The organism is Pseudomonas caspiana (assembly GCF_040224095.2).
Lineage (GTDB): Bacteria > Pseudomonadota > Gammaproteobacteria > Pseudomonadales > Pseudomonadaceae > Aquipseudomonas > Aquipseudomonas caspiana.
The window spans coordinates 3,979,553-4,006,007 of record NZ_CP167995.1 but is presented as its reverse complement, the minus strand read 5'-3'; the positions used below and the strand labels follow the sequence as shown (position 1 = coordinate 4,006,007).

The window sequence follows — 26,455 nt, the reverse complement described above, 5'->3', positions numbered from 1 at the left end:
TTTTGTAGTGAGCCTTAACGGGGCGCTTCTATATAGAAGTGCCCGGTTCAGGGGCGGTTTTCACGGCTGGATGAATCTGCCTGTGTCGTCGGTACCTGGGCCATAAAGCTCTTGGGTAACTCCGCATCAAATTCCGCCACCACGTCCCGGGTCAGGCTGACGATGTCTTCCACCAGTTCCATACCCGCGCCGGTGCGCCAACTGGCGACGATGTCCATGATCGACGGCAGCGGTATGCCGTTGACCAGCGTGAGTACGCCTTGCGCCAGCTCGCCGCGTACAAGCGCTGCGGGCATGGCACCAATGCCGAAACCGTCGCGCACCAGACGGGTGATGGCTGACGCCGAGTTCACGCAGTTGATTCTTGGCGAGACGATATTGGCGCTGTGCAGCATGTTGAGGATGTCCTGATGCGGTCGTGAGTTGCGCGAAAACGTCACGATTCGCTCCTGGGATAAATCCTCCAGGCAAGCATATGGCCGGTCATAAACCGAGCCGACCGGCACCACCCAATGCATCGGATAGCGGGTCAGAATGGCATTGCGCACGCTGTCGAAGCGCAACTCGTCGGTCTGGAAAATGATGTCCTGATAACCCTTTTCCAGTTGCGCGCAGAGGTTGCTCGCGGTGTCGGCAGTCAGCTCGATTTCCAGGTTCGGGTAACACTTCATCAGCCGTGTTACCAATGGGCTGAGCCAGGTGTGTATGACCGTATCCATTGCGCCGATCCGAATCCGGCCGCGCACCTGCCGTGGGTCCTTGATCGCAGCCTTCATGCTTTGCATGGTGTCCATGATGTGTTCGGCGTATTCGAGCACACGCAAACCTTCGGATGTCAGTGACACTCCTTTGGAGTCTCGAACGAACAGGCGAACCCCCATTTCGTCCTCCAGCGCCGCGATACGGCTGGAGATAGAGGCCTGGGTGCTGAACAGCTTTTCGGCGGTGAGCCGGAAGCTTTTCAGGCGTGCTACCCAGACGAAGGTTTCCAGAAATTTGAGGTTCACCGGGTTGATTCCTTGAAGCGCGTAAGGACTGACAGGTGCCGCACGGTTGCTGAAAGCGATGTGCAGGGCGTCACGAAAGTCCCCTGAAAGTGCAGGTTATATGCCAGTGACGATAAAGAAATTCTTATGGGGCATAGCGGTTTTTTCCCGTTGGACGTGGGCGGTCGGGCTACCGAAAGATTGCCGCGGAACGAGAAAGGTCACCAGCGTGGTTCTCATCACCAGGCTGTGTCAAACCTTCATTGCGGTGGACTCCGGCCACTGCAACCCACCAATAACTGCGCTCTGCCAACAGTCGGTCAAATACCACTGCGCGCTCATGGAGATTGTTTTCAATGAGCTACAACAACCAAAAATATGTATGCGCACTCTTGTTAGGCAGCACGACCCTGGGTTTCGGGGCCGGGGCTAACGCTGATTTTTTTGCTGACAGCAAAGGGGAGCTGGAGGCACGTAACTTCTACTTCAATCGCGATTTCCGTCAGGCAAACGCCAGGGACAAGGCAGAAGAGTGGGCGCAGGGTTTCATTGTGCGTTTGCAGTCGGGCTACACCGCGGGCACCGTGGGCTTCGGCCTGGATGCGCTGGGCATGGTCGGCTACAAACTGGATTCCGGTGACGGCACGGCGGGCAGTGGTTTGCTGCCTGCGGATCAGTCATCAGGTGGTTCTCAGGATGAATATGCCAAGCTGGGCCTGACCGCCAAGGCGAAAATCTCCAGGACTGAACTGAAGGCTGGCACGCTGTTTTTCCGCAGCCCCATGGTGTCCTCCAACGACAGCCGTTTGCTGCCGCAGACCTTCCGGGGCGCGATGGTGACGTCGCAGGACCTAGATAACTTCAAGTTCACCGGCGGCCACATCGACCGCATCAAGGCCAACAACTCTACAGACTTCACTGAAATGACTGCCAACCGTATCGGCGGCGTCAGCAATGATTTCAACTTTGGTGGCGGCGAGTATCAAGTCACGCCGCAATTAGCGATCAGTGCGCACTACGGTCAGCTTGAAAACATCTACAAGCAGTATTACGGCGGCCTGGTGCATGTCTTGCCGTTGGGCGAGGGGCAGAGCTTCAAGACTGACCTGCGCTACGCAAAAAGCAGCGAAGACGGTAGCTTTCGCGACATCGACAACCGCGCGCTGGGCTCGATGTTCACCTACAAACTCAAAGCTCACGCGTTCGGTATCGGCTACCAGCGCATGAGTGGCGACGATCCGTTTCCTTACATCTCAGGCAGCGACCCGTTTCTGGTCAACTTCATTCAGGTCGGCGATTTTGCCAACATCGATGAACGTTCGTGGCAGGCCCGCTATGACTACGACTTCGCAAGCGTCGGCTTCCCTGGCCTGACGTTCATGACGCGTTACGTGTCGGGTGACAACGTCGAGCGTGCGGCAGGTGGCGAGGGCAAGGAGTGGGAGCGCAACACCGACGTGGGTTACGTGTTCCAGAGTGGTACCTTGAAAAATCTGGGCGTCAAATGGCGTAACGCAACCGTTCGTTCCAACTTCGGTAATGACCTGGATGAGAACCGTCTGATCGTCAGCTATACCCTGCCGCTTTGGTAGGGCTGAAGTTGGCTTGATTGCTGCGTGTTGGGGCGATTGACAGATATGCACAAAAACTGCGGGAGCGAGGCTTTCTGCGATAAGGCTGGACGCGGTTGACCTGATATCTGCGCTGCCCTGATCGCGGGCAAGCCCAGCTCCCACAGAAATCGAGCGCACGCAGGCTTTCTACTCTTTTACACCCTCACAATAACGAGACTTCAATCATGCAAACCGCTATCAATCTCTGGCCGCTATTGGGCGTGCTGGTCATCATCATTGGCTTTGTGCTGCGCTTCAATCCGATGCTGGTTGTCGCCCTGGCGGCTATCGCTACCGGTTTTGCCGCCAGCATGTCGCTGGAAACCATTCTGGCAACCATCGGTACCGGCTTTATCAAGACTCGTACTTTGCCGCTGATCATTCTGCTGCCATTGGCGGTGATTGGTCTGCTGGAGCGTCATGGCTTGCGTCTGCATTCGCAGAACTTCATCGCGCGCTTCAAGAGCGCCACGGTTGGGCGGCTGTTGATTGGCTATCTGTTCATTCGTGAAACCGCTGCGGCGGTCGGCTTGACCAGCCTTGGCGGGCACCCGCAAATGGTTCGTCCGTTGCTGGCCCCGATGGCTGAAGGCGCCGCAGAGGTACGATTCGGCAAGCTGCCTGAGCCGTTGCGGACCAAGCTGCTGGCGCTGTGCGCGGCGACCGACAACGTCGGTTTGTTTTTCGGTGAGGATATCTTTGTGGCCTTCGGTGCCATCGCCCTCATGCACACGTTCCTGCTCGGTTCCGGGGTCGATGTGGAACCCATCCATATCGCGTTGTGGGGCATTCCCACGGCGATTTGTGCGTTCATCATTCACTCGATCCACTTGAGCCGTTTTGATCGTCGTCTGAATCGTGAGTTGCAACCTGTGGCGCAGTCCACCCCGGCTGCTACGGCCCAGGAGAGCGTGTAATGATCATTTCCATTCAATACCTGTATTGGCTGGCCGGGATCATCCTGGCGGTGACCTCGGTACTGACCCTGACCGATCGCACCAACCCCAAGCGCTGGAGCACGGGGCTGTTCTGGGGGCTGTTCGCCATCGCATTTCTGGTGGGTGAGCGCCTGCCGCCGGTGCTGGTCGGTATCGGCGTGCTGGTCATGGCGGCTATCGCCGGTTTTGGCGGTGTGGGTTTCGGCAAGCACGGCGAATTGCCGGACAAGGAGCGTCGTGCCAGTGCCGGGCGTCTGGGCAGCAAGCTGTTTATTCCCGCGCTGGCGATTCCGCTGGTGACGGTGATTGGCGCGCTATTCCTCAAAAATATCAAGATTGGCGGCGTGCCTCTGCTTGATCCGGCCAACAGCACCTTCGTGTCCCTCGGGCTGGGCTGCCTGATCGCTCTGGCACTGGCGTGCTGGCTGACGCGTGACACGCCGGTGCAGGCCATGCGCGAATCCCGACGGCTGACCGAGGCTCTGGGTTGGGCGCTGGTGCTGCCGCAAATGCTGGCCATGCTGGGGCTGCTGTTCAACGACGCGGGCGTCGGCAAGGCGGTGGCGCATCTGGCAACCAACTACATCAACCTCGACTTCAAGCTGGTCGCCGTCTCGGTTTACGTATTGGGCATGGCCTTGTTCACCGTCGTCATGGGCAACGGTTTCGCGGCGTTCCCGGTGATGACCGGTGGCATCGGTGTTCCGGTGTTGATCGGCATGTACGGCGGTAACCCGGCTGTCATCGCCGCCATCGGCATGTTTTCTGGTTATTGCGGGACGTTGATGACGCCCATGGCGGCAAACTTCAATATCGTTCCGGCAGCATTGCTTGAGCTGCCGGACAAGTACGCGGTGATCAAAGCACAGATTCCAACGGCCTTGCCGTTGCTGGTGGTCAATATCCTGTTGCTGTACTTCTTGATGTGATCAGAGCATTGAGGTAATTCGAGATTGGCTTGCAGGAGCTGCCGAAGGCTGCGATAGCGTCCCGTCAGGGTAATGCTTCGCAGCCTTCGGCAGCTCCCACAGGATTTGGGTCAGCTCAGAAAGCTGCATTGTGTTTGCGGGCTGCATTAGGATGGTTGTCTATTCGGTGACCGAGCGCTGTAAATGCCTGCTGTAGACATTGTTTCTGTACAACCTGAAGACGTTCCCTTTGTAATCGATTTCGTTCTGCGTGCCCGGGCGGACATCTTCCCGATGCTTGACCCTACCGTGATGCCCGCGGACCTTGCGCAGTTTGCCAGGGTGTACAGCGAGGAGGGCGGCGGCCGTTTTCTGATCGCTCGTCGCGACGGGGAAATCGTTGCCGCGATCGGCTACTTACCTTACGACGGACGATTTGCTCAGCTGGACTACGGGCAAAGCAAGGTCGTGGAAATCGTGCGTCTGTTCGTCCTTCCCGAATTTCGTCGGTCGGGGTTGGCGAGCCAGATTTATCTGGCTCTTGAGGCGTGTGCCCGGGAGCAGGGCATCGACGTGCTTTACCTGCATACCCATCCGTTTTTACCGGGAGCGATTGGCTTCTGGGAGCGGCAGGGTTTCCGGATTGTCGACGTTGAAAGCGATCCCGTGTGGCAGACCACGCATATGGAGCGCAGGGTTCAGTAAGACACGGATGATCTGTGTGCTCAGGACCTGAAACGCAAAATCCGTGTCCCGTCGTACGGGTCCGTCAGGTAGTGCGCTTCGACGCCGAACGTCTCGCGTAACAGTTCGCAGGTCAGCACATCGGACGGTTCACCAATGGCAATCAACGCGCCTTTATCCATCACTGCCAGCCGGTCGCAAGCCAGTGCTTGATTAAGATCGTGCAAGGCGATCAGGGTGGTTACCGACAACGATCTCACCAGCCCCAGAATACTTAGCTGATGCTGAATATCCAGGTGGTTGGTGGGCTCATCGAGCAACAGGATCTGCGGGCGCTGAGCCAGCGCACGGGCGATGTGCACGCGCTGGCGTTCGCCCCCCGACAAACTGTGCCAGGCGCGTTTGGGTTTATCTGCCATGTCCACGTCGGACAATGCTTGCTGAACGATCCTGTCGTCTGCGGCTGACCAAGGCTCCAAGGCGGAAAGCCACGGTGTGCGTCCCAGCTCTACGGCATCCAGGACGGTGATTGCATCAGAAGTTTCAGCCTGCTGCTCGACGACCGCAATCATCTGCGCGACATCACGGCGTTTCATGTCGGCGAGGGCAGCCCCATTCAGGTGAATCTCGCCACTGGCCGGAGTTCGAATGCCTGAAAGCAGCTTCAGCAGGCTGGACTTGCCCGAACCGTTGGGGCCGATCAGACCCAGGGTTTCACCGCGTCGTAGCTGCAGCGCGACATCCCGGACAATGGGTACGCCTTTGATCGACCAGTTCAGGCCAGAGCACGACAACACATTGCGGTCGATATCGGTCGCCGGCTGTTTCAGAGTGCTCATCGACCCCCCTTGGCTTTGATCAGGATCACGGCGAATACCGGTGCGCCGATCAGTGCGGTAATTACCCCCACTGGCAAGACCTGGCCCTTGATCGCGGTGCGAGACAGTACGTCAGCGGCAATCAGGAATACGGCTCCGGCCAATGCGCTGACGGGAATCAACCGACCGTGACGCACGCCGACCAGCAAGCGCGCCGCGTGGGGTACAACCAGACCGACAAAACCGATAGAGCCCACCAGCGAGACCATCACTGCCGTGACCAGCGCCACGGTGGCGATCAATACCACCTGAACCCGGCGCACCGGAATACCCAGGGCAGCGGCAGAATCACTGCCAAACATAAACGCATCCAGCGAGCGCCGATGCCACAGGCACACCGCCAGACCGATCACAACCACCGGCACCGCCAGCGTGACTGATTGCCAGCGCACGCCGCTGAGGTTGCCGAGCAGCCAGAACATAATGCCGCGCGCTTGTTCGGAATTTGCCGACTTGGTAATCAGAAAGGAGGTCAGGGCGTTGAACAGTTGTGAACCGGCGATGCCCGCGAGAATGATCTGCCCGCTGCCACTGACTGCGCCGGTACTGCGAGCGAGCAGAGCGACCAACACGAAAGCGGCCATGGCCCCGGCAAAGGCTCCGGCTGACAACGAGATGGCACCCGCGCCAACGCCGATGATCGCCACCAGCACGGCACCGGTCGAAGCTCCGGCGGAAATGCCCAGCAGGTAAGGATCGGCCAGCGGGTTGCGCAACAGCGATTGCAGGACCACGCCTGAAATGGCCAGACCCGCACCGCAGGCAGCCGCGACCAGTGCGCGAGTCAGGCGGTAATTCCAGACGATGCCTTCATCAATAGGGTCCAGTATGAAACCGGCGCCCCAGAGCTTGTTGGCCAGCACCTGAAACACCAGTGACAGGCTTATGGGCGTTTCACCAATCGCAATGCCCGCGACAATCGCCACCAGCAACACGGCCAGCACCCAGGCCCCGTGCAGGCAAATCTTGCGTAACAAGCGACCGGCGAACTGCGCTGTCATGGGTGCAGGTCGAACTTGTCGATGGCGCCAGCCAGTTCGTCAATGCCATCGAAGGTGCGAATCGTCGCCTCCATGGCCTGAGCATCAAGGATCACGATGCGGTTGTGTTTCACTGCATCCATGTTTTTGGTCACCGGGTCGGTCTTGAGGAATTCCAGTTTTTTCTGGAAGTCATCGGCCGGGAAGCGGCGACGGTCCATCCGTGCGAGTACCAGAATCGTCGGGTTGGCCTTGGCGATGGTTTCCCAGCCCACGGTAGGCCACTCTTCATCGGACTCTACGATATTGCGGATGCCCAGGGTGTCCATCATGAACGCCGGGATGCCTTTGCGTCCGGCTACATAAGGGTCGACATTGAGGTCTGCGCTGGAAAACCAGAACACTGCCGAAGCGTCCTTCAAGTGTTTGTCTTTGACGCTGGCCTGAGCCTTGGCAAGGCGTGCTTGCAGGTCTGCGTTCAACTCATTGCCACGGGCCTGGACGTCGAAGATCTGCGCCAGTTGATCGACGGTTTTGTACAGGCTGTCGATGGAGAAGGGCCGCAGGCGCGTGCCGTCTGCCCCCACCAGATTGTCTTTGCCTTCGCAGTCAGATGGCATGAGGTAGGTGGGGATTTTCATTTCGCTGAACTGCTGCCGGGTGCCGACCACGCCTTGCGGGCCAACCATCCATTCGAATTGCACCGCCACCAGTTCAGGGCGCTTGTTGATCACCGCTTCGAAGCTCGGATCGTTATCGGCCAGACGCGGGATTTTGTCGTTGAGGTCCTTGAACTGCGGCAGCACGTTGTTGAACCACAGTGAAGTCCCGACCACTTTGTCGGCCAGCCCAAGGGAATAGAGGATTTCAGTCGCTGACTGGCCAATGGTCACGGCTTTGCCGGGGGCCTTGGCGAAGGTAAGCGGTACCCCGCAGTTATCGAGGGTCAGCGGGTACTTTGTTGCAAGGGCAGGGGCCGGACTGGCAGCCAGCGTCAGTGCGCAGAAACCCAGGCCAGCGAGCAATACAGCAAAACGAGGCAAAGACATGAAAAACGATCTCCATTCGAACGGTTATCCGTACGATGGTGTTCTGGCTGGATACACATCACGACTGCTGCTGGCGAAGGCTCGGCAGGGTCAATCAATCACGGCTGCGCCGCCGTGCTGACGGATGTACTCCCCGGACACCCCGCCGGTGGGTCAATTGCCAGAAAGCACGTGACCGCTTCACGGGGTTGCGCCCGCAGCGATGGTGTAGCTTCCTGATGTCGGCAGGTCTCCTGACTGACGCATCATCGCCATGCTCGGGCCTTCCCGGTTTTATCCAGTGGCATCTATGGAGCAGGGCTCAGCGCCTACAGTTGCGGGGGCAGTTCCGGTTGACGACCCTTGGGCCATCACGGATTCCCTATTAATCCCGTTTGGAAACCGACGGGCGGCATGGTAATGGATAAGCTCAAAAGAGTGGTGATTTTTCCTGTTTTGGCCAGCACCCTTCATTTTTTTATCGTGCGTTTCGCTCGCTCGGCGCATGATGCAAGCCGTAACTGGACGGGTGTTAACCGCTCCCGGTGGTGAACCTTCTCGACCGATGGCCGGTCGATAGTGCATCCAACCAGGCTTACACTGGTCCGCTTCACCTTTTGGAGACATTTTCCTGTGATATCGACTCAACGAGTGGCCTGGCTGAAAGCCTGGGGTGCCCACGGTTTTACCGCCACCGGCGTGGTCATTGCATTCCTGGCGACCATTGCCCTGTTCGATGACCAGGCCAAGGCGTGCCTGCTGTGGCTGGGCCTGGCGCTGGCGGTGGATGGCGTTGATGGATCGCTGGCGCGCAAATTCAACGTGCAGTCGGTATTGCCGGGCTTTGACGGTTCGGTTCTGGATCTGGTGATTGATTACCTGACCTATGTATTTATTCCGGCGTTGTTCATTTATAGCTACATCCCGCTGCCGCCTTATACGTTGTTGCTGAGCACGGCGATCATTCTGGTTTCGTCGCTGTTTTGTTTCTGCAATCTGGAAATGAAGAGCAAGGACAATTATTTCCAGGGCTTCCCCGCAGCCTGGAACGTGGTGGCACTGTGTCTGTACATCATTCAGCCGTCGCCTTGGGTGACGTTCCTGACGATTATTGGCCTGGCATTGCTGACGTTGACCCGGATGAAGTTTCTCCATCCGTTCCGGGTACGACGTTTCATGCCGCTCAATATTGTGGTGACGACCATCTGGTTGATCAGCAGCGCGTTGCTGATCATTAACCATCCGCATAACGGTCCAGTAGTCATGGGCGTGTGGTTCACCATGTCGGCGTACTTTATCGGTATCTGCCTGTGGCGTACTTCGCTGGAGTATTGGGGTAAGTGGCGGGCTTGAGTACTGCTTGAAGGATCTGTAGGTGCTCGTGCGCTCCTACAGGTCCAATGTTTGCCGCACGACAGCGATTGCATTTCTGACAATTTCCCTCCCAGCAATACCGACTATCAAGAGCAGTGATTTCTGCGTAAACGGCCCCGGGCGTAACCTTTGTTCATTCCCGAAATGAACCCGATCCGGAGGCTCTCATGAACCGCATTTACGCTTTTGCCCTGTTGTTGACCGTTGCTGTTGTCTCCGGTTGCTCCACCCATCACGCCGTTGAGCTGCGCCCTTACACTGCTCAGGAAACTCACCAGTTGGCGATGGAAGATCTGAATCGCCGTGGGCTGTCTTTTGATGAGTATCAAATCGCCAAGGCCAAACTGCTGGCTGAGCCGCAGATGCAAGCGGTTCGCGAATTCGACAGCCGTGGCGAGATCAGCGCTGATAACGCTGAGGTCGGCCAGGATCGTCAGGGTTAATCCGCTAGATACAGTTCTGAATAAAACGGTATCTACCCGGAACTGTGCCGGCTGAATCTTCACCTGACTGTTCGTGTGTTTTTGGTTGTCGGTTCGATAGAGTGAAGGCCTGCCCTTTGAAGTCTGGACCGCTCCATGTCGCTTTCCCTCGATCTACTGCTTGCCTTTGCCCTGTTTGCATTCGTCACGTCGGTGACGCCCGGACCCAACAATATGATGCTGCTGGCCTCGGGTGTGAACTTCGGGTTCAACCGGACGGTGCCGCACATGTTGGGTATTTGTTGCGGGTTTTTCAGTCTGGTGCTGGCAGTGGGACTGGGCTTGGGTGCCGCCTTTCAGGCGTATCCGCTGCTGTACACCGTCCTGCGCTATGTCGGCGCGGCCTATTTGCTGTATCTGGCGTGGAAAATCGCCACGTCTGGTCCGGCGTCTGACGCCACGGGCCAGGAGGGCAAGCCGCAGACATTTATCCAGGCCGCACTGTTTCAGTGGGTCAACCCCAAGGCTTGGGTAATGGCCGTCGGTGCGATCAGCACTTACACGCCGCTGCAGGGGTACTTCACCAATGTGGTGATCATCTCGGCGGTGTTTGCGCTGATCAACCTGCCAACGGTCAGTATCTGGACGGCTTTCGGTAGTCTGCTGCGCAACGCACTGCGCGATCCGTTCTGGCTGCGGGTGTTTAACTGGGGGATGGCGGTGCTGTTGGTGGTTTCGCTGTATCCGATGTTGAAGGGGTGATGGCCTGAAGTCTTACGCTAATCAATTGTGGGGGCCGAGCTTGCTCGCGATACAGGCGCTGCAATTTCGGCGTTGAACCGCAGCGCTCTTATCGCGAGCAAGCTCGGCTCCCACAGGTTTACCCGTTCACAACGCCAATCGCAAATGCCCTCCGGCCTGTTTCTGCCGCGCTTGAACGCGATGCTGCAGACCCAGGTAGAAATGCTCCAGGCCTTCCTGCAAACGCTCCTGAAGAATGTCGTCCAGATCGCCGCCTTGTTCGTTATCGGCGTAGCTGATCTGGCTGTCGATCGCGAAAATTCCGTGCAGGACTTCCTGGCATTTAAGCGCCGATAACACCGGCTTAAGCGCGTAATCCACCGCCAACATATGTGCGATGCTGCCACCGGTGGCCAATGGCAAAACCACCTTGCCGTGCAGAGACCGCTCAGGAAGCAGGTCCAGCAGGGTTTTCAGTGCACCTGAAAAAGAGGCCTTGTACACCGGCGTACCAATCAGCAACCCGTCGGCCTGTTTGACGGCTTCGATGAAGTCCAGCACTTGCGGGCTGTCGAAGTGGGCGAAGATCAGATCTTCAGCGTTGAAATCGCGGATTCGCAGGGTAGTGACGTCTACACCTTTGGCGCGCAGCCAACGGCCCGCGTGTTCCAGTACCACGCCTGAGCGGGATTTAAGGGCGGGGCTACCTGACAGTGAAACTACTAACATGCTGAATTCCTTGAAAAAGCGTAGGCAAGTCAAAGCAGCATGCATGCCAGCGCGGATTAATTATTCAAGTTATTGAAATTAAAAATAAATATCTGTGAATCCCGGTCCTGACAACATCGCGGGATGCTCAATGCCACCCTCAACTGTTGATTCGCTGTTGCTGTGGCAACACTTGCTGCCAAATCGCAGGCAAAAAAATCCCCGCAATCGGCAGATGCGGGGACGTTTTTGTGACGGATGTCAGTTTCTGAAAGCAGCGCCTGTCTGGATGACGTTGGCTGAGCCGAGCAGTTGGCTGACGAAGCGGCTCCAGCGGGTGATGTCCGCCGGGCCGACAAATATGACGTCCTGGGCCTGGAGTTCAAACTCCTTGGCCAGCAGGTAGGCAGTCGGTTTTTTTGCCAGGAGGTGATAGACCGTTGAACGGGCGTTGGCCTGGTTTTCGGCACCGCGGATCACATACACCGCGTCACCGTCAGCGCTGTCCGGGCTCAGGCCGCCGGAGTTACCCAAGGCTTCGAGCAGTGTCACGCTGGTGGTCCCGAAGGAGATGACCTGCGGCCGCTGGACTTCGCCCAGCACGTAGATCTTGTTCTTGGAGTTACTGTTCAAGTGCAGATAGTCGCCATTTTTCAGGAAGACCTTACTCAGTTGCGAATCCTTGCGGTTCAGCGAGTCGACATCGATCACATAGTCCTTGCCATCGCGGCGCAGGGTCAGCCCTGCGAGGTTGGCGTCAGTCAGATCGAGGCCTGCGGTGCTGATTGCCTGCACCAGACTCAATGGAATATTGGTGATCGGCTGCGGACCGGGACTTTTGAACGAACCCGAAAGCAGGATGCGCTGGCTGTTGTAGCGCAGTACTTTGACGTCAACCTTGACCTCAGTGTATTGCGGCGACAAGCCCATGCGCAGTTGTTCGCGGATTTGCCCAACGGTCTTGCCACCGGCCTGGATTCTGCCCACATAAGGGAAATAGAGCGTGCCGTCGCTCAATACTTCCCTGCTGTTGGCGTCGAGTTGGTCCTGTGAGCCTGGCGCGGTCAACTCAGGGTGCTCAAAGACAATTACCAGCAAGGTGTCACCGGGACCGACGACATATTCAGGGGTTTTGTAATTGAGCAGTTCGGCTGGCAGCGGTTTAGCGCTGGCGGCCGCTTGTTGCTTTTGCTGTTTAAGGGTTTGTGGGGTGATCTGTACCAGTTGAACATCCGGGCCGTCCGGATCTTTTGCTTGAATGTCTCCTGGGGTCATGTGCTGCCCGGGTGCAAATGCACAGCCTTGCAAAATCAGACTGGAGAGCAGCACAACAGCTAGGGTTAGCTTCATATATTGTTCCTTCCTAAAGGTGCGTTGGCACCACAGTGATTTCATTGCTTCCCTTACCAACACCGAGTCTTTCGTGGTCTTTTTTGATGCCTGCACGCACCTCCTCCAGTGCCGGTCGGCCTGGGGTTTCATGGTTGAAGAGGGGTTTCTGAAGGGGATGGCTTAAAAGGCGTTCTTGTGCAGAAAGCCTTTGAACAGGGTCAGCAGAATGATTTTCAGGTCCAGCCACAGCGACCAGTGTTCGATGTATTCCAGGTCGTATTCGACGCGCTTTTGCATCTTGTCCAGAGTGTCCGTTTCGCCACGCCAGCCATTGATCTGCGCCCAGCCGGTAATGCCCGGCTTGACCTTGTGACGCAACATGTAGCCGCTGACCTGTTTGCGGTACTGCTCGTTGTGCGCCACGGCATGAGGGCGCGGGCCGACGATGGACATATCGCCACGCAGGACATTGAAGAACTGCGGCAGTTCGTCGAGCGAGGTGCGCCGCAGGAACGCACCTAACGGAGTGACGCGAGCGTCGTTGCGGGTGGCCTGGTTCACCACCTCACCGTTTTCCTGGACGCTCATGCTGCGAAATTTCCAGACCATGATCGGTCGACCGTCCAAGCCATAACGACGCTGGCGGAACAGGACCGGCCCAGGAGAGGTGAGCTTGATCGCGACCGCAATCAGTAGCAGGGGCAGGGCGATCATGCTCAGGATCACGCTTGACAACACAATGTCCTCGACACGTTTCACCAGGCTCCAGGCGCCATCCATGGGTGAGTCGAAAATACTGATGCTGGCCAGCCCATTGATGCTCTCGCTACGCGCATGCAGCAGCTCGAACATGAATACATCCGGGATCAGGTACACCGAGGCGGTGGTGTCGCTGAGTCCTTTGACCAGCTCCTGAACATGGGGCTGAGCAGTCAGCGCCAGGGTGATGTAAACCTTGTCGATGCGGCCTTCCCTGGCGTCGTCGATCAACTGTTCAAGATCACCGAGTATTGCGATATCGGAAGCCGGGTGAGGGTTTTCCATTAGCGGTTTTGGCAGGTCGTAAAAGCCCAGAACCCGCAGGCCCATCCAGGGTGCACTGGAGATGGACTGGGCAAGTCGCACGCCGACCTGTCCGGTACCGACAATGGCGACCCGTCGAGTATTGAAGCCTCGCCGACGCAGGCCGTGCAGCGCGCTGCGGATCAACAGACGATAGCCGCAGAGCACCGCCAATACCGATGCAAACCAGGTCATCTGGGCGTTGTCCGGCATGTTGGCGTGGTTGAGCAGCAGGTAATCAACGGACAACAGCACGACGAAGGTCAGCGCCCAGTAATTGAATACCTTGACCAGTTCACGCAGGATTCGCTCGCCGCGCCATGAGCCGTACATCTGGTGGTATTCGCTGAGCCAGTGAAACACCAGCACTGCCAACAGGATCTGAATCCAGGCTTCGGCGCTGGATGCACCGGGGACCAACTGGATCTGCCAGTAGCCGCCCAGCACGATGACCATCAGGTCGAGCAGGCGGTGGGCAACTGACAGCAAGGATTGATGCGCATGAAGAATGCCGCGAACGGGAGTACGCATGGACGATGCTCGCTCAGACGGATTTGATCGGAATGACCCGGGCGGTCTGTTCGTTGCTGACCAGAATGGGCAGTGCCTGAGGCATTTTGTATTGAGCTGGCTGACGCGCCAGGCGTGCTGCAGCGAGGCGACTTTCGACGAAGTTTCTCATCTCGTCCTCGAAGCGTTGCGCGCCAAACCGTTCAGCGTTGGTACGACAGGCCTGGGCGGTAAACCGGGCTTGAGCGGCCTCGAACTCGCCAACGGCAGCCACCAGTGCTGAGACTGTCTGGTGCTCATAGAACACTCCGGTCGGTTGTGGATGATCCAGGCCGCAGACGGTCTCCAGCACGCCACCCTTGCCGAAGGCAATAACCGGCGTTCCGCAGGCCTGGGCCTCCACAGGGCTGATACCGAAATCTTCCTCGGCAGCAAATACAAAGGCTTTGGCATTGCGCATGTGTTCGAGTAAAACCGCGAACGGTTGAAAACCCAGCAAGGTGACATTGGGCGCATGGATCAATTTCGCCTTGGCCATTTCCGGGCCGTCGCCGATCACGATCAGGCGTTTGTCAGGCATCGCGGCAAAGGCTTCGATAATCATCGGCATGCGTTTGTAAGGCACCATGCGTGATGCGGTGAAGTAGTAATCCTGTTTGCTGTCTTGCGGGGTGAAGTTGACCGTGTCCACCGGGGGATAGATGACGGTGGATTCGCGACGGTAAGCTTTTGCGATGCGCCCACCGATGAAGTGTGAGTTGGCAATGAAGTCGTCGACGCCGGACGAGGTGCGCTGATCCCACATGCGGATGTAATGCAGAATCATCCGCGCGACTTTGCTCTTGAGCCCGGTGCTCATGCCTGACTCGTGCAAATACTGGTGTTGCAGGTCCCAGGCGTAACGAATCGGAGAGTGCACGTAACTGACGTGCAATTGGTCCGGGCCGCTGAGCACACCTTTGGCCACCGCGTGGCTGCTGCTGATAATCAGGTCGTAACCCGACAGGTCAAGCTGCTCAATGGCCAGGGGCATGAGCGGCAGGTAGCGCTGATAATGGGTTTTGGCTTTGGGTAAACGCTGGATGAAAGTCGTCTTGGCCACTTTACCCTGCAAGTGGGCGCGATCCTGCTCGCTGAGAAAGTCGATCACCGAAAACAGATCGGCCTGTGGCCAGATGTTGATCAGTGACGCCAATACTCGTTCAGCACCGGCGTACGTCACCAGCCAGTCGTGGACTATTGCAATTCTCATTGAGGTTCCCTTCTGTATGCACAGGCTCTACATCAGGCGCGGGCTGTCTGCGTCTTGGCGTGGCGATTATTGAGGCGTTTGCCCCACTGGATGAATGGCGTTTCGATGTAGCGGAAGGACAAGTCAGCGATGCCCAGAGTCAGTGCGGTCGCCAATACGGCGGCGTAGAGGGCAGGCAATTGCAGGCCACGCAACAGGTACTCGGCCAATAGCAGCATTGAGGGGTGCAGCAGGTACAACGAATAACTGACGCTTCCGAGCCAGACCAGCATCGGGTGATCAAGACGGACACTACGGGTCAGTAACAGGAAGCTGACAATCGCCGCGGCGTAGGTAAACAGGTAACGCCCGCCAGCTTCCCCTTCGATCAGGTTTTCGCCATAAGCCAGCAGCAAGATGGGAGGCAGCAACAGCGCATAGGCGCCCAGCACCAGCACCAGACTGCGGGTCAATTGACGGCTGCGCTCGGCGAGCAGCCATTGGCGCCAGATTGAGCCAAAGAACATCAATGACAGGCCCAGAGGCAAAGCCACCGGCACTTTGCGTTCGGTCAATTCCCGGATGACCGCCAGCAGTAATCCCAGCGCAAGCATGCCAAGGGCGCAGCGGGTCCGCACCGCAAGGTCATACAGCTTGCCGCGGATAAACAGCAACAGGCACAGGCCGTAGAACACCAGTTCGATGAATAACGTCCAGTACAGACCAACCACGTCATCGAAGCCCAGTAGCGCCTGGATCATGCTGACGTTGGCGATGATTTGCGGCCAGGGCGGAAACAGTCCGCCAGACAACTGCAACATCGTCAGGTAAACCAGCAAGGACAGCCAGTAAGCCGGATACAGCCGCATGAACCGTGAAATCACAAAGCGTCGCGCGCCATCGGGGCCGGGACGCAGACTGAACGGGATGACCACGCCGCTGATCATGAAGAACCAGAGCACGCCGAGCTTGCCGACATCCAGCAGTTCGCGAAGCACCCAGACATCGCCGAGCAGCGGGGCATAGAGGTGCGTGAACACCACCAGCAAAGCCGCTATACCGCGTAGGGCGTCAATATAGGCCAGGCGCTTCATATCAGAGTTTGCCCGAGGTCGATTCTGCAGTTTGCGTTTGCGGGTCCGCGGGTGCGTTGCTTTGAACCAGTGCGTCGATGCGCTGGGAAACGCGACGAGCAGAGTCTTCCCAGGAGAAGCGCGCGACATTGCTCAGGCCCCGGCGACGTAGCGCCTGACGCAGGGGCAGGTCGGTCAGAATCCGTTCCATGGCCGAGGCCATATGCGACACGTCCAGCGGGTCGAAATACAGTGCACTGGCCTGCAACACTTCCGGAATGGAGGCCGCGTTGGCGGCCAGCACCGGGCAACCGCAGGCCTGTGCTTCCAGTGGCGGTATTCCGAAGCCTTCATAGAGCGATGGAAAGACAAACGCCGTCGCGCCCTGATATTGCTTGATCAACTCGGCATCGCTGAGCCGTCCGAGAAAACGGATGCGTGGGTCACGGCACGCCAGACGTTGCAGTTCCGGTGCGGCGAAAATTTCGCTGGCGGCACCCACGATGTGCAATTGCAGATCGTCATGGCCGCGCAGCGTCATGAACGCCTGAATCATGCGGTTGAAGTTTTTGTGCGCACTGGGTGAGGACACGGCCAGTAGATAGCGCGCGTTGTCTGTTGGCGCAACGCCTGGCCGGAACGCATCGCTGGTCGCGTTGGGAACGATGAAGATGCGTTTTTCGGGGTAGCCATAAAACCGGGCAATTTCACCTCGCGAAAAATTGCTGACGGTGATCAGGGATTTAAGGCGCCATAACAATATCGGTGTCACCGTGCGGTAAACCGTGCGGAACATCCGCGAGTAACTTTGCGGGTAGCGCACGTAATTGATGTCGTGGTGTGTGGCGATCTGATTGCGATAAAACATGGGTGCCGTGCTGGACAGCGACACCAGCAACGGCTGCCCGTTGCGCATCAGGTACAGCGGTAAGTCCAGTTGCTCCCAGAGGTGGCCGCTGTTATAGCCGATGCACTGCACATCCAGAGCTTTGGCGCTCTCGCTCATCTTGATCCCGTGAGGTGCGACGAAAATCAGGTCGTTACGCAGTTGTTTGAGCGCCAGACAGGTCTGCTCGGCAAACCGCTGGACCCCACGCAGTTCCTGGGTAAGAAAACGGGCATTGATCACAATCATGGGCGAAGGTCCCTGCGCAGGATGGGAGAGGAAGTTAGGTTCGCGGCACACACTTGACACGTAGGACTGGCTTTAGCCGGGAGGGCGGTTTTTCTGGCGAAGGACATCTAGCGAATGTCCCGACGCCCTCCCGGCTAAAACCGGTCCTGCAAGGTCAAGGGCAGCTTGCAGGCCGACAGAGATTTCCCACGGGTATTGCACTTCAATTCAGATCTATCACTGAGCAAACAACGGCGGTTTGCTGCCCAGGCGGAAGATTTTCGGGAACTCGTAGATGGGCACCTGTGCTGAGCAACGACTGTCGTTGCAGTTCCAGCGAATGCCCGTATCCAGCTGGCCTTGTTCGGGCTGGCCACTGTCGATGATCAGGACATTGCCGGCCTGGACGCTGCTGGCGTCGACAGTTATCGCGCGTGACTGTCCGGTGGTCCACGCCACCAGAATCTGCTCCGAGCCCTTGGCGAAGCGCAGCAGGTAAGCGTTATCCAGTTCTCGACTTTTTTCTGCGTCGTAGCGGTAATCATGCAGAAACGGGCTGATGGCTTTCAGCGTCAGGTACGCCGGTTTGACTGTCAGGTCCGGATTGAGCAAACCGAAATTCTGTTCCGGGTCGCTGGCATCCTGGCCATCGTCAAGCAAGTCGTACCACCACAGGCCCTTGATATCTGGCAGGGTCTGAGCCAGGAAGAAACTGCGCGCCAGATAGGCTGCCTGGGTCTGTTCGCTTACCCCGCATTTTCCGGTGTTGCTGGGCCAGCCCATCTCGGTCAGGTAAAGCGGCACGGGTCGGGCGACCAGAGCCCTGAGATCAGCATCAAGCCAGCGCAACCAGGCAATCCAGCGTTCAGGGGTATGCCGTTCTTCGTGGCGGCAATGCACATAGGGATGCAGTGACAGGCCATCCACATGATTGAGCAACCCGGCTGAGACCAGGCGGTCGGCGAACCCCAGGTCCATGCCTTGGCTGGTCACCGCGCCAGCCAGGATTGTCACTGGGTTTTTCTGACGCCGCAGTTTGCTGGCGGTGTCTTCGATCAGGTTGCTGTAGTCCCGGGCGAACGCCTCATCAACCGGGTTTTCCTTGTCCCACTCGTTCCAGATTTCATAAAAATCTACGCTGTCCGCCAGTTCGCGGCCGACAAAGTTCACATAGTTGCCGAAGCCTTCCTTGATCGGTGGGTAGCGAGGCTTGGCATAGTTGCCGTAGTTCGGGTTGCCATAGCCCAGTACCAGCAAGGGCCTGAGTTTGTGTTCCCGTGCCTTGCTCAGATAGGCCTGCCAGGCAGGGTCAATATGCAGCTGTCCGCGATGGGGTTCGGCGATGGACCAGTAAGCATCATCGCGGACCGAGTCGACTCCGGCGGCTTCAAGCATCTGTAGCGCCTTGGCCGAAGGGCCGTTCTTGTTCATTAAATGAGTCGCGACACCGATGATGAATCGTTCGTCTGCGGTTGCTGTGCAGCTTAATAACAGGCTCAAGAGAAACAACGTCATAGGCCGTCTTGACGGGGCGCGGGCTTGCTTGGACATGTTTTGTCTCAATGAAGAGGCACGGTCCGGAGCGCCAGAAGCTGGCTCGGTTAGTCACGGGCCGATGGATAACACTGCAGAGGTAAGCGCAACCTTGGGCCTGTCAGGCCGGGCGTGAGAGGCACGGCTTAGCGCGGCGAGCGGTGCCCTCCAGCAAGGTTTGGGCAAGGATGCTTTCATAGCTGTCGAGCATCAGTTCCAGATCCGTTAATGACGCGACACTGATGCGAGCCTGGGCGCTCAGCCGCGCCAGAAGTTCAGGTTGTTGGTGCAGCTTGAGCATCGCCATACCCAGTGAATCGGGATCGTCGGGGCTGCAGAGCAGTCCGTTGAGCTGATCCTGGATAATCTCTGGCAACCCGCCCATGCGACTGGCGATTACCGGTATGGACCAGGCACAGGCTTCAACGGCAACCATGCCGAACGGCTCACTCCAGATCGAGGGCACGATGGCCACATCTATCTGCTTGTAGAAATCTTCGGGGGACTGGTAGCCGACGAAGCTGATTCTGGGCGACTGTGCCAGCGCCTTGAAGCATTCCTCATCGTTAAGTTGACCGCGGCCGGCAATCTGTAAGGTAGCGTCGATGGGCAATTGCTGAAACTGCTCGATCAGCCAGCGCAACCCTTTGGGTTCCGACAGGGTGCCCATGTAGCCGAAGCGCAGCGGTGCATGTTTCGCGACTGGCTCCGCGCTTTTAAGCCTAATCGGCTGGGTGGGTTGAGGGCTGGCGTTATGCACAACATAGCCACGCGCATTTTTGAAATAACCCTGAGCCTGCAAAGTGTCGAGCATGAAGCGGCTGACGCCGACGACAGTGTTGACTTGCGCCGAACGAACATCGTGACCTTTGCGAAAGCGTTCGCAACGACCACATTGGCTCTGGCAGCTATGACCTTTGCTGAACATGGTGCTGCCGGGGCATAGCAGATACAGATCATGCAGCACTTGAACAATCGGCAAGCCGGCAGCAGTGATCTCGTCCCAGGCTGAAACCGACCAGCCGGTGAGGTTATGACAGACCACCACATCCGGTTTTTCCAGCGCGATTACCTGCTTCACATAGTCGCGCATGCCAGCGTTATACCGGTCACGCAGGTGCCAGCCCAGGCGCGCCAGTTTGCCGGGACGCTGGGCGCTGAAATGCCAGTAGAAGTTGCGCAGCCCGGCGCGGTAGACCTTCACTAGGTTGATGGTTTCTTCGGTAAGTCCCGCCTGGGGGGCAGTAGCGAGTACCGCTACTTCATGGCCGCGTCGCTGCAAGCCTTCGACGGTGCGCTGCAGAATGATTTCTGCGCCGCCACCAATGTCCGGGGCATACAGGCTGTTAATGAACAAGGCCTTCATAGCGGATACGACTTATGCAGGCCCAATACACCCGACTCACCGTCGGCGATGGCTTTTTCGATCAGGCTCAAGCGCTGTTCGGCACCTCGTCGTTTGGCAATCAGACGCAGCAGGCGGAAGAACACCCAGCGATTGAAGGCGTAAAGCAGCGCCGATGAGGCCCAGACATTTTTGTCGAACCATGCCTGATTGCGGGCCCCGTAATAAGCGCGAAGGTCCGAGCCACCGAGCAAAAAACTCTCATAGATATTGCTGGTACGCGCCTTGATGTTCCAGGAATCCTCCAGGTCATCGAGCAATGCTTCCGGGACCAGAAAAATACGTCCGCCTGTGGCGGTGATGCGCCAGGTGTATTCGCTGTCGTCGGCATAGAGCATCAGGGCATCCAGTGGCAGCCCGATGCGCTGGTAAAGGCTGCGATGAGCGAGCAACCCGCCGTAAGTGGCAAACGGTAGCTGCACGGTTTCAATTTTTTTGTACTTGCCTTGCGGCTGGCCCCAAGGCAGGCGCCGCCAGATTTTGTAAGGCAGTTGCGCGATATGAAAGCCGAAGAAACTTGAGCGCCGTTGAATGGCGAAGCGGCGCGGAACACCCGCTGCGATGTCAGCCTGATGGGTCGGACGAAAACCCAGTACGGCGGCTTTGTCATGACCATCGATGGCCTGACGTTGACGCAGACTCTGGTGCAAGGTCGCAATGGCATTGATCGTCGGCGCGTTGTCGTCATCCATTAGCCAGATGTATTCAGCCCCGGCATCCAGCGCGGCTTGAATGCCCACCGAATAGCCTTTGGCCGAACCCGTGTTGCTCTGTAGATAAATCACTTCGACCTGACCTGGCCAGGTGGCGCGCAGGTTTTCCAGCGGAGCGACCGAGGCGTTGCTGACGATGATCACCCGGTCAATCAGCGGGCTTTCCAGCGAACGGCTGACCAGCGTATGCAGGTAGTTGAAACGGTCACCATAGGTGAGCGTCACCAGCGTTGTAAGTTGAGTCATGGTGAGGTTCCGGTTTGTGAGTCGCGAGTTTTCAGCGCTGGTCAAACCCGCGCTTCCATCCGCAGCAAGCTGCTGATCGGCAACACTACTTTCTGCTCGCGTTGCAGCAGGTTGAGCAGGATCACGGCGCGCTCGGTGCCATCGCAGGCGAGGAAAATCGCTTCGATGTCGCACATCTCGCCCGCTTTGATCAGCACATGTTCGCCCCGTTTGAACTCGGTCTTGGGGGGCGGGCTGCTCAGGCGCTGGCGGATCTGTCCGATCAGTTCATCCTGAACCGGTACCGGATGCCCCCCGAACGTCACGATTCTGGCAACGCCCCGCGTCGAGCGGATCGGGTACCAGTTGTCGTTGATTTGATCCATGCGGATGAACAGATAGCCGGGGAACAGCTCTTCTTCACTCGTCTGGCGAGCACCGCGCTTCTTTGCATCGCCGGGCTTGAGCGGGCGATAGCACTCGAAATGCTGACGTTGCAGGTGTTCCTCGGCGCGGGCTTCCTGGCGCGGTTTGGTCTGAATCAAATACCAGCGGGCGGGGTTATCCATAAGCATGGCAGTCACTCCGCAGCAACGTGGGCAGGCAGGTGGGCGCTGATATCGACCTGGCGGGTCAATTCGGCCAACAGCTGTGTTTCGGGAATCGGTAAACCCTCGCAGACGCTGTAGCAGGTGAGCATCGCCTGGATCTGCTCAACGCAGTTGAACATCAGCACATCGATGATCGAAAGGCTGGGTACGAATGGCTGGTTCAGTTGCCGATAGACGATGGGGTCCATTTTGAAAAAGCGCACTAACAGACCCTGCCGTGCGAAGTGATCGCGGTCGTACAGTTCGACGCCACCAATGGGGTTGAGAAAGGTGGTGGCAGCGAAGGTGCGGGAGATATTGATCACGCGGTCTTGCTTGTCCAGGCAAGACACCAGCTTGAGGTCTGAACCGCGCAGGATGGGCGTGACGATATGCAGGTAAGCGCACAGTTCGCGAATCGCATGCTCGGTATAGAGCGCGAGGTTTTGTTGCGGGAAGCGAATCAAACGCTCCAGCAATGGCATGACCTGAGCAAAATAGGGTGCTTTACGGTAGCTCTGGGTAATGAGGTTGATAAGCCGATCGGCTTCTTCGCCAAAGTTATCGCACAGCTGGCGCTTCATGATCGGTAGTTCAAAGTTGTCCCGCTTCAGCGGGAAGGTGATGAGCTTCGCCTCACCGTTCTGCAGGATACGGTTTCGATTGACCCACCCCGAGCGAATGTATTGCAGATCGTCGCCCAGGACGAACACGTCTGCTGCCGCAATCAGTTGAAAGTATCCCAGATAAGGGAAGAGATAAGGCTGCATCATTGCAATGGTCCGGGCCATACGTAACTCCTTTACGGTGGTGGGGGAAATCGTCTGGTTACTTTCGTGCGGGGCTGTAGTTGTAGCCGTAGGCGGCGCAGTCATAGTCGGCGGTGGACGCCTTGCGCAGCACGCCATTGAAGATCGCGCCTTTGATGAGCACACCGTTTTGGCCAAGCCTGCGCTTGCAGGCTTCAATCTCTTTAACGGTGGTCAGGCCGAAACGGGTGACCAAGAGACAGGTGCCCGCCTGACGCCCGACCAGGGTGGCGTCAGTGACGGCAAGGATGGGAGGCGTGTCGACCAGAATCAGGTCATAGAGCGGAGAGAGCTCTGCCAGCATCTTGTTGAAGTTGTCATGCATCAACAGTTCTGACGGGTTGGGCGCCAAGAAGCCGCAGGACATCAGGTCCAGGTTGCGCACTTCAGTGTGGTTGATGACTTCCGTACTTTTAACCCGCGCAGCCAGGGTGTCGGATAACCCGTGCTTGGGGTTCAGGCCGAAGATCTTGTGCTGATAGCCCTTGCGCATGTCGGCATCGATCAACAGCACGCGCCTGCCAGCCTGGGCAATGATCACTGCCAGGTTACTGGAAACGAAAGACTTGCCTGCGCCGGGTGACGGGCTGGAAATCATCAGTACATTATTGCGGGCTTCGAGCATCGCGAAGTGCAGGCTGGTACGCAGGCTGCGCAAGGACTCGATGGCCAGCTCGGTCGGTGCCGAAACGCTCAGCAGCTTCGATTCCTTGCTGCGCCCCTGACTGTTCTTTTCCAGCCTATCCTGCTGGCGGGAGTAGGGCAGCGATGCGTACACCGGCATGCCAATGTTTTCGATGATTTCAGGGTTTTCCACGCCGCGATAGAACGCCTGACGTACGAACACGGCGCCGACCGCCACTACAGTCCCGAGCAATGCCGCCAGTAGCACGATGAGTTTTTTCATCGGTTTGACCGGCTGTTCGACGTTGGCGTCGGCGTTATCGATAATTCTTACGTTACCGATGCTGCCTGCACGCAGAATGTCCTGTTCCTGACTCTTGTTCAGCATCAGGGTGTAGGTCTGGCTGGTGACCTGCATGTCGCGGGTCAGGCGCAGCAGTTCCTGTTGCGTCACGGGCAAGGCTTCGATCTTCTTCAGCAAGCCTTGTTTCTGAGCTTCCAGCTGGCCCATCTGGTTCATCAGGCCGCGATAGGTCGGGTGTTCGCGGGTGTACAGACGTTCAATCTCGACGCGTTTGAGCTTGAGCTCGGAGAGCATCGAATCCAGCTTGACCACCTGATCGAGTACGCCCTTGGTTTCGATGCTCAGGTCCACGGACTTGGCGCTGGTCTGAAAGTCGTTCAGGGCCATTTCCGAGTCTTCCAGTTGCTTGCGCACGGCAGGCAGTTGCGAGCGCAGGAACTCCAGACGTTGCGCGGCTTCGGCCGAGCTGCGCTCAACGTTCTGGCGCACATACAGGCGGCTGACTTCGTTGAGAATGAGGTTGGCTTTGTCCGGGTCAGGGTCCTGAATGGACAGGTAGATGATGCCGGAGTCTTTGCCAGCCTCGGTGATCTTCAGGCGATCCTGATAAATCAGCGCGGCGGTCAGGGTGCGCAGTTTGGCAACAATGAACTCTGTGCCTGGTCGGGCGGAGAGCGCAGCGACCTGAATTTTTGCGCCCTTGCCTTCGACGGTCTGGTTGATGGCACCGCTGAGGATCAGCTTGCGATCTTCGTCATACAGGGAGAAGAAACCCGGTTTGCCCGCGACCAGAATCAGGTTTTCACCCAACAAAGCTTCCGGCACGTCGAGCTGGAATACATCGATTTTTTCTCCACCCCACGCATAGGCTGCCTGGCCAAACAGCGGCTCGGCCAATGCACTGCCGGTGTCCGGTGTGAAGGTACGATTGAGGTAGGGGCCAATCACCGGAAACAGCTTCGGGCGTTGCACGATATTGAGCTTGAGGTCTTCCACTACTTTGCCCAGAACCGCGCGGGACTTGATCAGTTCGATTTCTGTGGTGGCCTGGGACACCGACATGGGTTTACCGGATACCTCGGGAGTGCCCTCGATGCCGATTTTTTTCGGCTCGATCTGGATCATCGCGTTGGCCTGGTAGATGGGCGTTGAGAGCAACGCATAGGCCACACCCGCGAGACTGAAGAGGGCGACGATCAGGATGATCAGGCCCTTATGGTCAAATAGTGTGCGCAAGATAGTTGCCAAATCGATCCGGGAGTCCTGGTAGTAATCCAGGGAAGAGCGGTTCATAGCGGTCATTTATCTTGTTTCTCCTGACTGAAGAAAAGGTAGCCAGTCGTCGACGCATCTCGAGAGCTGCTCGTAGGTCTGTTCAAAGGCTAATTTGGGTTGCCGATAGGGGTCGGCGATTTCCAGCTGTTGTTGCCATTTGCCAATCAGAAACGTTTTGCCGCGCACTTCCGGGGCCAGCCTCAACACGCTGCTTTGCTGAGAGGTTTCCATCAGCAGAATCAGGTCGGCCTTGTGCAACATGCCCCTGTCTATCTGGCGGGCCTGATGCCGGGGTACTGAAACCTGATGCATCTGCAAGACCGCTTCGGCGAGGGGATCCATGGGCGAACCGAGCATGGCGTGAGTCCCGGCCGAGGCCACTTGCAGGTGCGGCGCGACGCGTTGCAACAGCAGTGCCTGAGCCATGGGGCTGCGACAGATGTTGCCGACGCATATCACCAGAACGTTACTGAACATGGCCTTTGCTGACCCAGGGCACCAACCTCTTGCCGAGGTTGATGCTCATGTTGCGAACAGCCATCAGCAGCGCGCGCAGCTTGTGCATAGGGCCAAGTGCCGACAGCGAAAGGCAGAAGACCTGCATCAGGAAGTATTCGTACAACTCCTGATTGCCGCAGCGCTGGTAGTAGTTGGCCAGACTGCTGCTGGTCTGCAGGCTCATGTGCAGTTTGCGTTTGTTGCTGCGCATGGAAAAAATCCCGCCCGGATGCACCCGATAGGCTGCCGGTTTGATCTCGGCGAGGAATTTACCTTTGCCGAATGCGCCCAGCAGCGACCACCAGCACATGTCATTGAGCGGTGCGACGGGCATCAGCAGTTCGGGAGGCATATGGCTGAGCATGTTGCGAAAGCACACGGTCAGGGTCGATATTGGTCGCGCTTTTTGCAGCTCCAGAGCACTGGCATCAGCGCGTAGCCTGCCTTGTAGCTGAATGCCGCGCAGACCGTTTTCATCGAATGCCATGGCATCGTGATAGGTCATCACGTAGTCAGGGTTCGCCTCCAGAAAATCCACCTGGATCTGCAGTTTGCGCGGGTCGGTCCAGTAATCGTCGGCTTCGCAGTAGGCAATGTAGCGACCGCGTGCTTTGGCAAACAGACCGGGCACGCAAGGTCGACCATGCTGGTACTGGTTCACCTGCTCATAGAACGGTCGAATAATGTGCGGATAGCGTTGGGTGTACTCGGCGATGATCCGTGCGGTGCCATCAGTCGAGGCATCATCGTTGATCAGGATTTCGAAGTTGAAGGTCGTCTGTTGTGCCAGAAAGCTGTCCAGTGTCTGAGCGATGAAAGCTTCCTGGTTATACGCCGGGCACACAATACTCAGTAACGGTGGCGCGCTCGGTGCGGCTTTTGTTAGGTCATCCATGG

General features: G+C 57.6%; 25 protein-coding genes and 1 riboswitch. Of the genes, 7 read left to right on the top strand and 18 right to left on the bottom strand.

Going from position 1 to position 26,455, the window contains the following annotated elements:
* Positions 1–47: 47 nt before the first annotated feature.
* Positions 48–1,007 carry a LysR family transcriptional regulator gene (locus ABRP31_RS18325; RefSeq protein ID WP_087273618.1) on the bottom strand — a complete coding sequence of 320 codons (960 nt, stop codon included), beginning with the start codon at positions 1,005–1,007 and terminating at the stop codon, positions 48–50.
* Positions 1,008–1,342: 335 nt separating this feature from the next.
* Between ABRP31_RS18325 and ABRP31_RS18320 the strand changes: the two genes are divergently transcribed.
* The 4 genes from ABRP31_RS18320 to ABRP31_RS18305 all read left to right on the top strand — a co-directional run bounded on the left by ABRP31_RS18320 (position 1,343) and on the right by ABRP31_RS18305 (position 5,150).
* Entirely contained in the window at positions 1,343–2,578 is a 1,236-nt protein-coding gene (locus ABRP31_RS18320; RefSeq protein ID WP_349972523.1) for an OprD family porin, read from the top strand.
* A gap of 206 nt (positions 2,579–2,784) precedes the next feature.
* On the top strand, positions 2,785–3,516 hold the full coding sequence (locus ABRP31_RS18315; protein ID WP_087273615.1) for a DUF969 domain-containing protein: 732 nt from the start codon (positions 2,785–2,787) through the stop codon (positions 3,514–3,516).
* Positions 3,516–4,466, top strand: coding sequence for a DUF979 domain-containing protein (locus ABRP31_RS18310; RefSeq protein WP_349972524.1), 951 nt, complete (start codon positions 3,516–3,518; stop codon positions 4,464–4,466). Before ABRP31_RS18315 ends, ABRP31_RS18310 begins: the two co-directional genes overlap by 1 nt.
* A gap of 183 nt (positions 4,467–4,649) precedes the next feature.
* Positions 4,650–5,150, top strand: a complete 501-nt coding sequence (locus ABRP31_RS18305; protein WP_349972525.1) for a GNAT family N-acetyltransferase — start codon at positions 4,650–4,652, stop codon at positions 5,148–5,150.
* 20 nt (positions 5,151–5,170) lie between these two features.
* On the opposite strand, the gene ABRP31_RS18300 is transcribed toward ABRP31_RS18305, so the two are convergent.
* The 3 genes from ABRP31_RS18300 to ABRP31_RS18290 are packed head-to-tail and all read right to left on the bottom strand — an operon-like array spanning position 5,171 to position 8,036.
* A complete protein-coding gene (locus ABRP31_RS18300) occupies positions 5,171–5,968 on the bottom strand; it encodes an ABC transporter ATP-binding protein (RefSeq protein ID WP_349972527.1) in 798 nt (265 codons plus the stop codon).
* Positions 5,965–7,008, bottom strand: coding sequence for an iron chelate uptake ABC transporter family permease subunit (locus ABRP31_RS18295; protein ID WP_349972528.1), 1,044 nt, complete (start codon positions 7,006–7,008; stop codon positions 5,965–5,967). The genes ABRP31_RS18300 and ABRP31_RS18295 overlap by 4 nt, the downstream gene beginning before the upstream one ends.
* Positions 7,005–8,036, bottom strand: a complete 1,032-nt coding sequence (locus ABRP31_RS18290) for an ABC transporter substrate-binding protein (RefSeq protein ID WP_349972529.1) — start codon at positions 8,034–8,036, stop codon at positions 7,005–7,007. The genes ABRP31_RS18295 and ABRP31_RS18290 overlap by 4 nt, the downstream gene beginning before the upstream one ends.
* Positions 8,037–8,241: 205 nt before the next feature.
* Positions 8,242–8,437, bottom strand: a riboswitch (cobalamin riboswitch).
* 211 nt (positions 8,438–8,648) lie between these two features.
* On the opposite strand from ABRP31_RS18290, the gene pcsA reads away from it, so the two are divergent.
* The 3 genes from pcsA (at position 8,649) to ABRP31_RS18275 (ending at position 10,573) form a co-directional block, all read left to right on the top strand.
* On the top strand, positions 8,649–9,368 hold the full coding sequence (gene pcsA, locus ABRP31_RS18285) for a phosphatidylcholine synthase (protein WP_349972530.1): 720 nt from the start codon (positions 8,649–8,651) through the stop codon (positions 9,366–9,368).
* A gap of 188 nt (positions 9,369–9,556) precedes the next feature.
* Positions 9,557–9,832, top strand: a complete 276-nt coding sequence (locus ABRP31_RS18280) for a hypothetical protein (protein WP_349972532.1) — start codon at positions 9,557–9,559, stop codon at positions 9,830–9,832.
* A gap of 135 nt (positions 9,833–9,967) precedes the next feature.
* Positions 9,968–10,573 carry a LysE family translocator gene (locus ABRP31_RS18275; protein WP_087273601.1) on the top strand — a complete coding sequence of 202 codons (606 nt, stop codon included), beginning with the start codon at positions 9,968–9,970 and terminating at the stop codon, positions 10,571–10,573.
* Positions 10,574–10,699: 126 nt separating this feature from the next.
* On the opposite strand, the gene ssuE is transcribed toward ABRP31_RS18275, so the two are convergent.
* The 14 genes from ssuE to ABRP31_RS18205 all read right to left on the bottom strand — a co-directional run bounded on the left by ssuE (position 10,700) and on the right by ABRP31_RS18205 (position 26,453).
* On the bottom strand, positions 10,700–11,281 hold the full coding sequence (ssuE, locus tag ABRP31_RS18270) for an NADPH-dependent FMN reductase (RefSeq protein WP_087273599.1): 582 nt from the start codon (positions 11,279–11,281) through the stop codon (positions 10,700–10,702).
* A gap of 240 nt (positions 11,282–11,521) precedes the next feature.
* Positions 11,522–12,610: a polysaccharide biosynthesis/export family protein gene (locus ABRP31_RS18265; protein ID WP_349972533.1), complete on the bottom strand. Its 1,089-nt coding sequence runs from the start codon at positions 12,608–12,610 to the stop codon at positions 11,522–11,524.
* A 162-nt stretch (positions 12,611–12,772) separates the two neighbouring features.
* Positions 12,773–14,185 carry an undecaprenyl-phosphate glucose phosphotransferase gene (locus ABRP31_RS18260; RefSeq protein ID WP_349972534.1) on the bottom strand — a complete coding sequence of 471 codons (1,413 nt, stop codon included), beginning with the start codon at positions 14,183–14,185 and terminating at the stop codon, positions 12,773–12,775.
* Positions 14,186–14,198: 13 nt separating this feature from the next.
* Positions 14,199–15,416, bottom strand: a complete 1,218-nt coding sequence (locus tag ABRP31_RS18255) for a glycosyltransferase family 4 protein (protein WP_349972535.1) — start codon at positions 15,414–15,416, stop codon at positions 14,199–14,201.
* Positions 15,417–15,448: 32 nt separating this feature from the next.
* Positions 15,449–16,489: an acyltransferase gene (locus tag ABRP31_RS18250; protein WP_158099153.1), complete on the bottom strand. Its 1,041-nt coding sequence runs from the start codon at positions 16,487–16,489 to the stop codon at positions 15,449–15,451.
* A 1-nt stretch (position 16,490) separates the two neighbouring features.
* The gene (locus tag ABRP31_RS18245; RefSeq protein ID WP_349972537.1) at positions 16,491–17,603 is read right to left on the bottom strand and encodes a glycosyltransferase family 1 protein; all 1,113 of its coding nucleotides are present in this window, start codon (positions 17,601–17,603) and stop codon (positions 16,491–16,493) included.
* 216 nt (positions 17,604–17,819) lie between these two features.
* Entirely contained in the window at positions 17,820–19,097 is a 1,278-nt protein-coding gene (locus ABRP31_RS18240) for a hypothetical protein (protein WP_349972539.1), read from the bottom strand.
* Between the two features lie 139 nt (positions 19,098–19,236).
* On the bottom strand, positions 19,237–20,481 hold the full coding sequence (locus ABRP31_RS18235) for a glycosyltransferase family 4 protein (protein WP_349972541.1): 1,245 nt from the start codon (positions 20,479–20,481) through the stop codon (positions 19,237–19,239).
* Positions 20,478–21,479 (bottom strand): glycosyltransferase, encoded by a 1,002-nt coding sequence (locus ABRP31_RS18230; RefSeq protein ID WP_349972542.1) that lies wholly within the window; start codon positions 21,477–21,479, stop codon positions 20,478–20,480. The genes ABRP31_RS18235 and ABRP31_RS18230 overlap by 4 nt, the downstream gene beginning before the upstream one ends.
* A 41-nt stretch (positions 21,480–21,520) precedes the next feature.
* The gene (rfaH, locus tag ABRP31_RS18225) at positions 21,521–22,033 is read right to left on the bottom strand and encodes a transcription/translation regulatory transformer protein RfaH (protein WP_349972543.1); all 513 of its coding nucleotides are present in this window, start codon (positions 22,031–22,033) and stop codon (positions 21,521–21,523) included.
* Between the two features lie 5 nt (positions 22,034–22,038).
* Entirely contained in the window at positions 22,039–22,839 is an 801-nt protein-coding gene (locus ABRP31_RS18220) for a WbqC family protein (RefSeq protein ID WP_349972544.1), read from the bottom strand.
* 37 nt (positions 22,840–22,876) lie between these two features.
* Complete coding sequence (locus ABRP31_RS18215) at positions 22,877–25,087, bottom strand: polysaccharide biosynthesis tyrosine autokinase (RefSeq protein ID WP_349972545.1); 2,211 nt, start codon at positions 25,085–25,087, stop codon at positions 22,877–22,879.
* Positions 25,088–25,537, bottom strand: coding sequence for a low molecular weight protein-tyrosine-phosphatase (locus tag ABRP31_RS18210; RefSeq protein WP_087273575.1), 450 nt, complete (start codon positions 25,535–25,537; stop codon positions 25,088–25,090). It lies immediately after the preceding gene.
* A complete protein-coding gene (locus ABRP31_RS18205; protein ID WP_349972546.1) occupies positions 25,527–26,453 on the bottom strand; it encodes a glycosyltransferase in 927 nt (308 codons plus the stop codon). Before ABRP31_RS18205 ends, ABRP31_RS18210 begins: the two co-directional genes overlap by 11 nt.
* Between the last annotated feature and the right edge of the window lie 2 nt (positions 26,454–26,455).

What these genes read in the sequence shown, in the direction of transcription:
- ABRP31_RS18320 (WP_349972523.1), top strand. Translation starts at nt 1,343, where the DNA reads ATGAGCTACAACAACCAAAAATATGTATGCGCACTCTTGTTAGGCAGC.
- ABRP31_RS18315 (WP_087273615.1), top strand. Translation starts at nt 2,785, where the DNA reads ATGCAAACCGCTATCAATCTCTGGCCGCTATTGGGCGTGCTGGTCATC.
- ABRP31_RS18310 (WP_349972524.1), top strand. Translation starts at nt 3,516, where the DNA reads ATGATCATTTCCATTCAATACCTGTATTGGCTGGCCGGGATCATCCTG.
- ABRP31_RS18305 (WP_349972525.1), top strand. Translation starts at nt 4,650, where the DNA reads ATGCCTGCTGTAGACATTGTTTCTGTACAACCTGAAGACGTTCCCTTT.
- ABRP31_RS18300 (WP_349972527.1), bottom strand. Translation starts at nt 5,968, where the DNA reads ATGAGCACTCTGAAACAGCCGGCGACCGATATCGACCGCAATGTGTTG.
- ABRP31_RS18295 (WP_349972528.1), bottom strand. Translation starts at nt 7,008, where the DNA reads ATGACAGCGCAGTTCGCCGGTCGCTTGTTACGCAAGATTTGCCTGCAC.
- ABRP31_RS18290 (WP_349972529.1), bottom strand. Translation starts at nt 8,036, where the DNA reads ATGTCTTTGCCTCGTTTTGCTGTATTGCTCGCTGGCCTGGGTTTCTGC.
- ABRP31_RS18280 (WP_349972532.1), top strand. Translation starts at nt 9,557, where the DNA reads ATGAACCGCATTTACGCTTTTGCCCTGTTGTTGACCGTTGCTGTTGTC.
- ABRP31_RS18275 (WP_087273601.1), top strand. Translation starts at nt 9,968, where the DNA reads ATGTCGCTTTCCCTCGATCTACTGCTTGCCTTTGCCCTGTTTGCATTC.
- ssuE (WP_087273599.1), bottom strand. Translation starts at nt 11,281, where the DNA reads ATGTTAGTAGTTTCACTGTCAGGTAGCCCCGCCCTTAAATCCCGCTCA.
- ABRP31_RS18265 (WP_349972533.1), bottom strand. Translation starts at nt 12,610, where the DNA reads ATGAAGCTAACCCTAGCTGTTGTGCTGCTCTCCAGTCTGATTTTGCAA.
- ABRP31_RS18260 (WP_349972534.1), bottom strand. Translation starts at nt 14,185, where the DNA reads ATGCGTACTCCCGTTCGCGGCATTCTTCATGCGCATCAATCCTTGCTG.
- ABRP31_RS18255 (WP_349972535.1), bottom strand. Translation starts at nt 15,416, where the DNA reads ATGAGAATTGCAATAGTCCACGACTGGCTGGTGACGTACGCCGGTGCT.
- ABRP31_RS18250 (WP_158099153.1), bottom strand. Translation starts at nt 16,489, where the DNA reads ATGAAGCGCCTGGCCTATATTGACGCCCTACGCGGTATAGCGGCTTTG.
- ABRP31_RS18245 (WP_349972537.1), bottom strand. Translation starts at nt 17,603, where the DNA reads ATGATTGTGATCAATGCCCGTTTTCTTACCCAGGAACTGCGTGGGGTC.
- ABRP31_RS18240 (WP_349972539.1), bottom strand. Translation starts at nt 19,097, where the DNA reads ATGACGTTGTTTCTCTTGAGCCTGTTATTAAGCTGCACAGCAACCGCA.
- ABRP31_RS18235 (WP_349972541.1), bottom strand. Translation starts at nt 20,481, where the DNA reads ATGAAGGCCTTGTTCATTAACAGCCTGTATGCCCCGGACATTGGTGGC.
- ABRP31_RS18230 (WP_349972542.1), bottom strand. Translation starts at nt 21,479, where the DNA reads ATGACTCAACTTACAACGCTGGTGACGCTCACCTATGGTGACCGTTTC.
- rfaH (WP_349972543.1), bottom strand. Translation starts at nt 22,033, where the DNA reads ATGCTTATGGATAACCCCGCCCGCTGGTATTTGATTCAGACCAAACCG.
- ABRP31_RS18220 (WP_349972544.1), bottom strand. Translation starts at nt 22,839, where the DNA reads ATGGCCCGGACCATTGCAATGATGCAGCCTTATCTCTTCCCTTATCTG.
- ABRP31_RS18215 (WP_349972545.1), bottom strand. Translation starts at nt 25,087, where the DNA reads ATGACCGCTATGAACCGCTCTTCCCTGGATTACTACCAGGACTCCCGG.
- ABRP31_RS18210 (WP_087273575.1), bottom strand. Translation starts at nt 25,537, where the DNA reads ATGTTCAGTAACGTTCTGGTGATATGCGTCGGCAACATCTGTCGCAGC.
- ABRP31_RS18205 (WP_349972546.1), bottom strand. Translation starts at nt 26,453, where the DNA reads ATGGATGACCTAACAAAAGCCGCACCGAGCGCGCCACCGTTACTGAGT.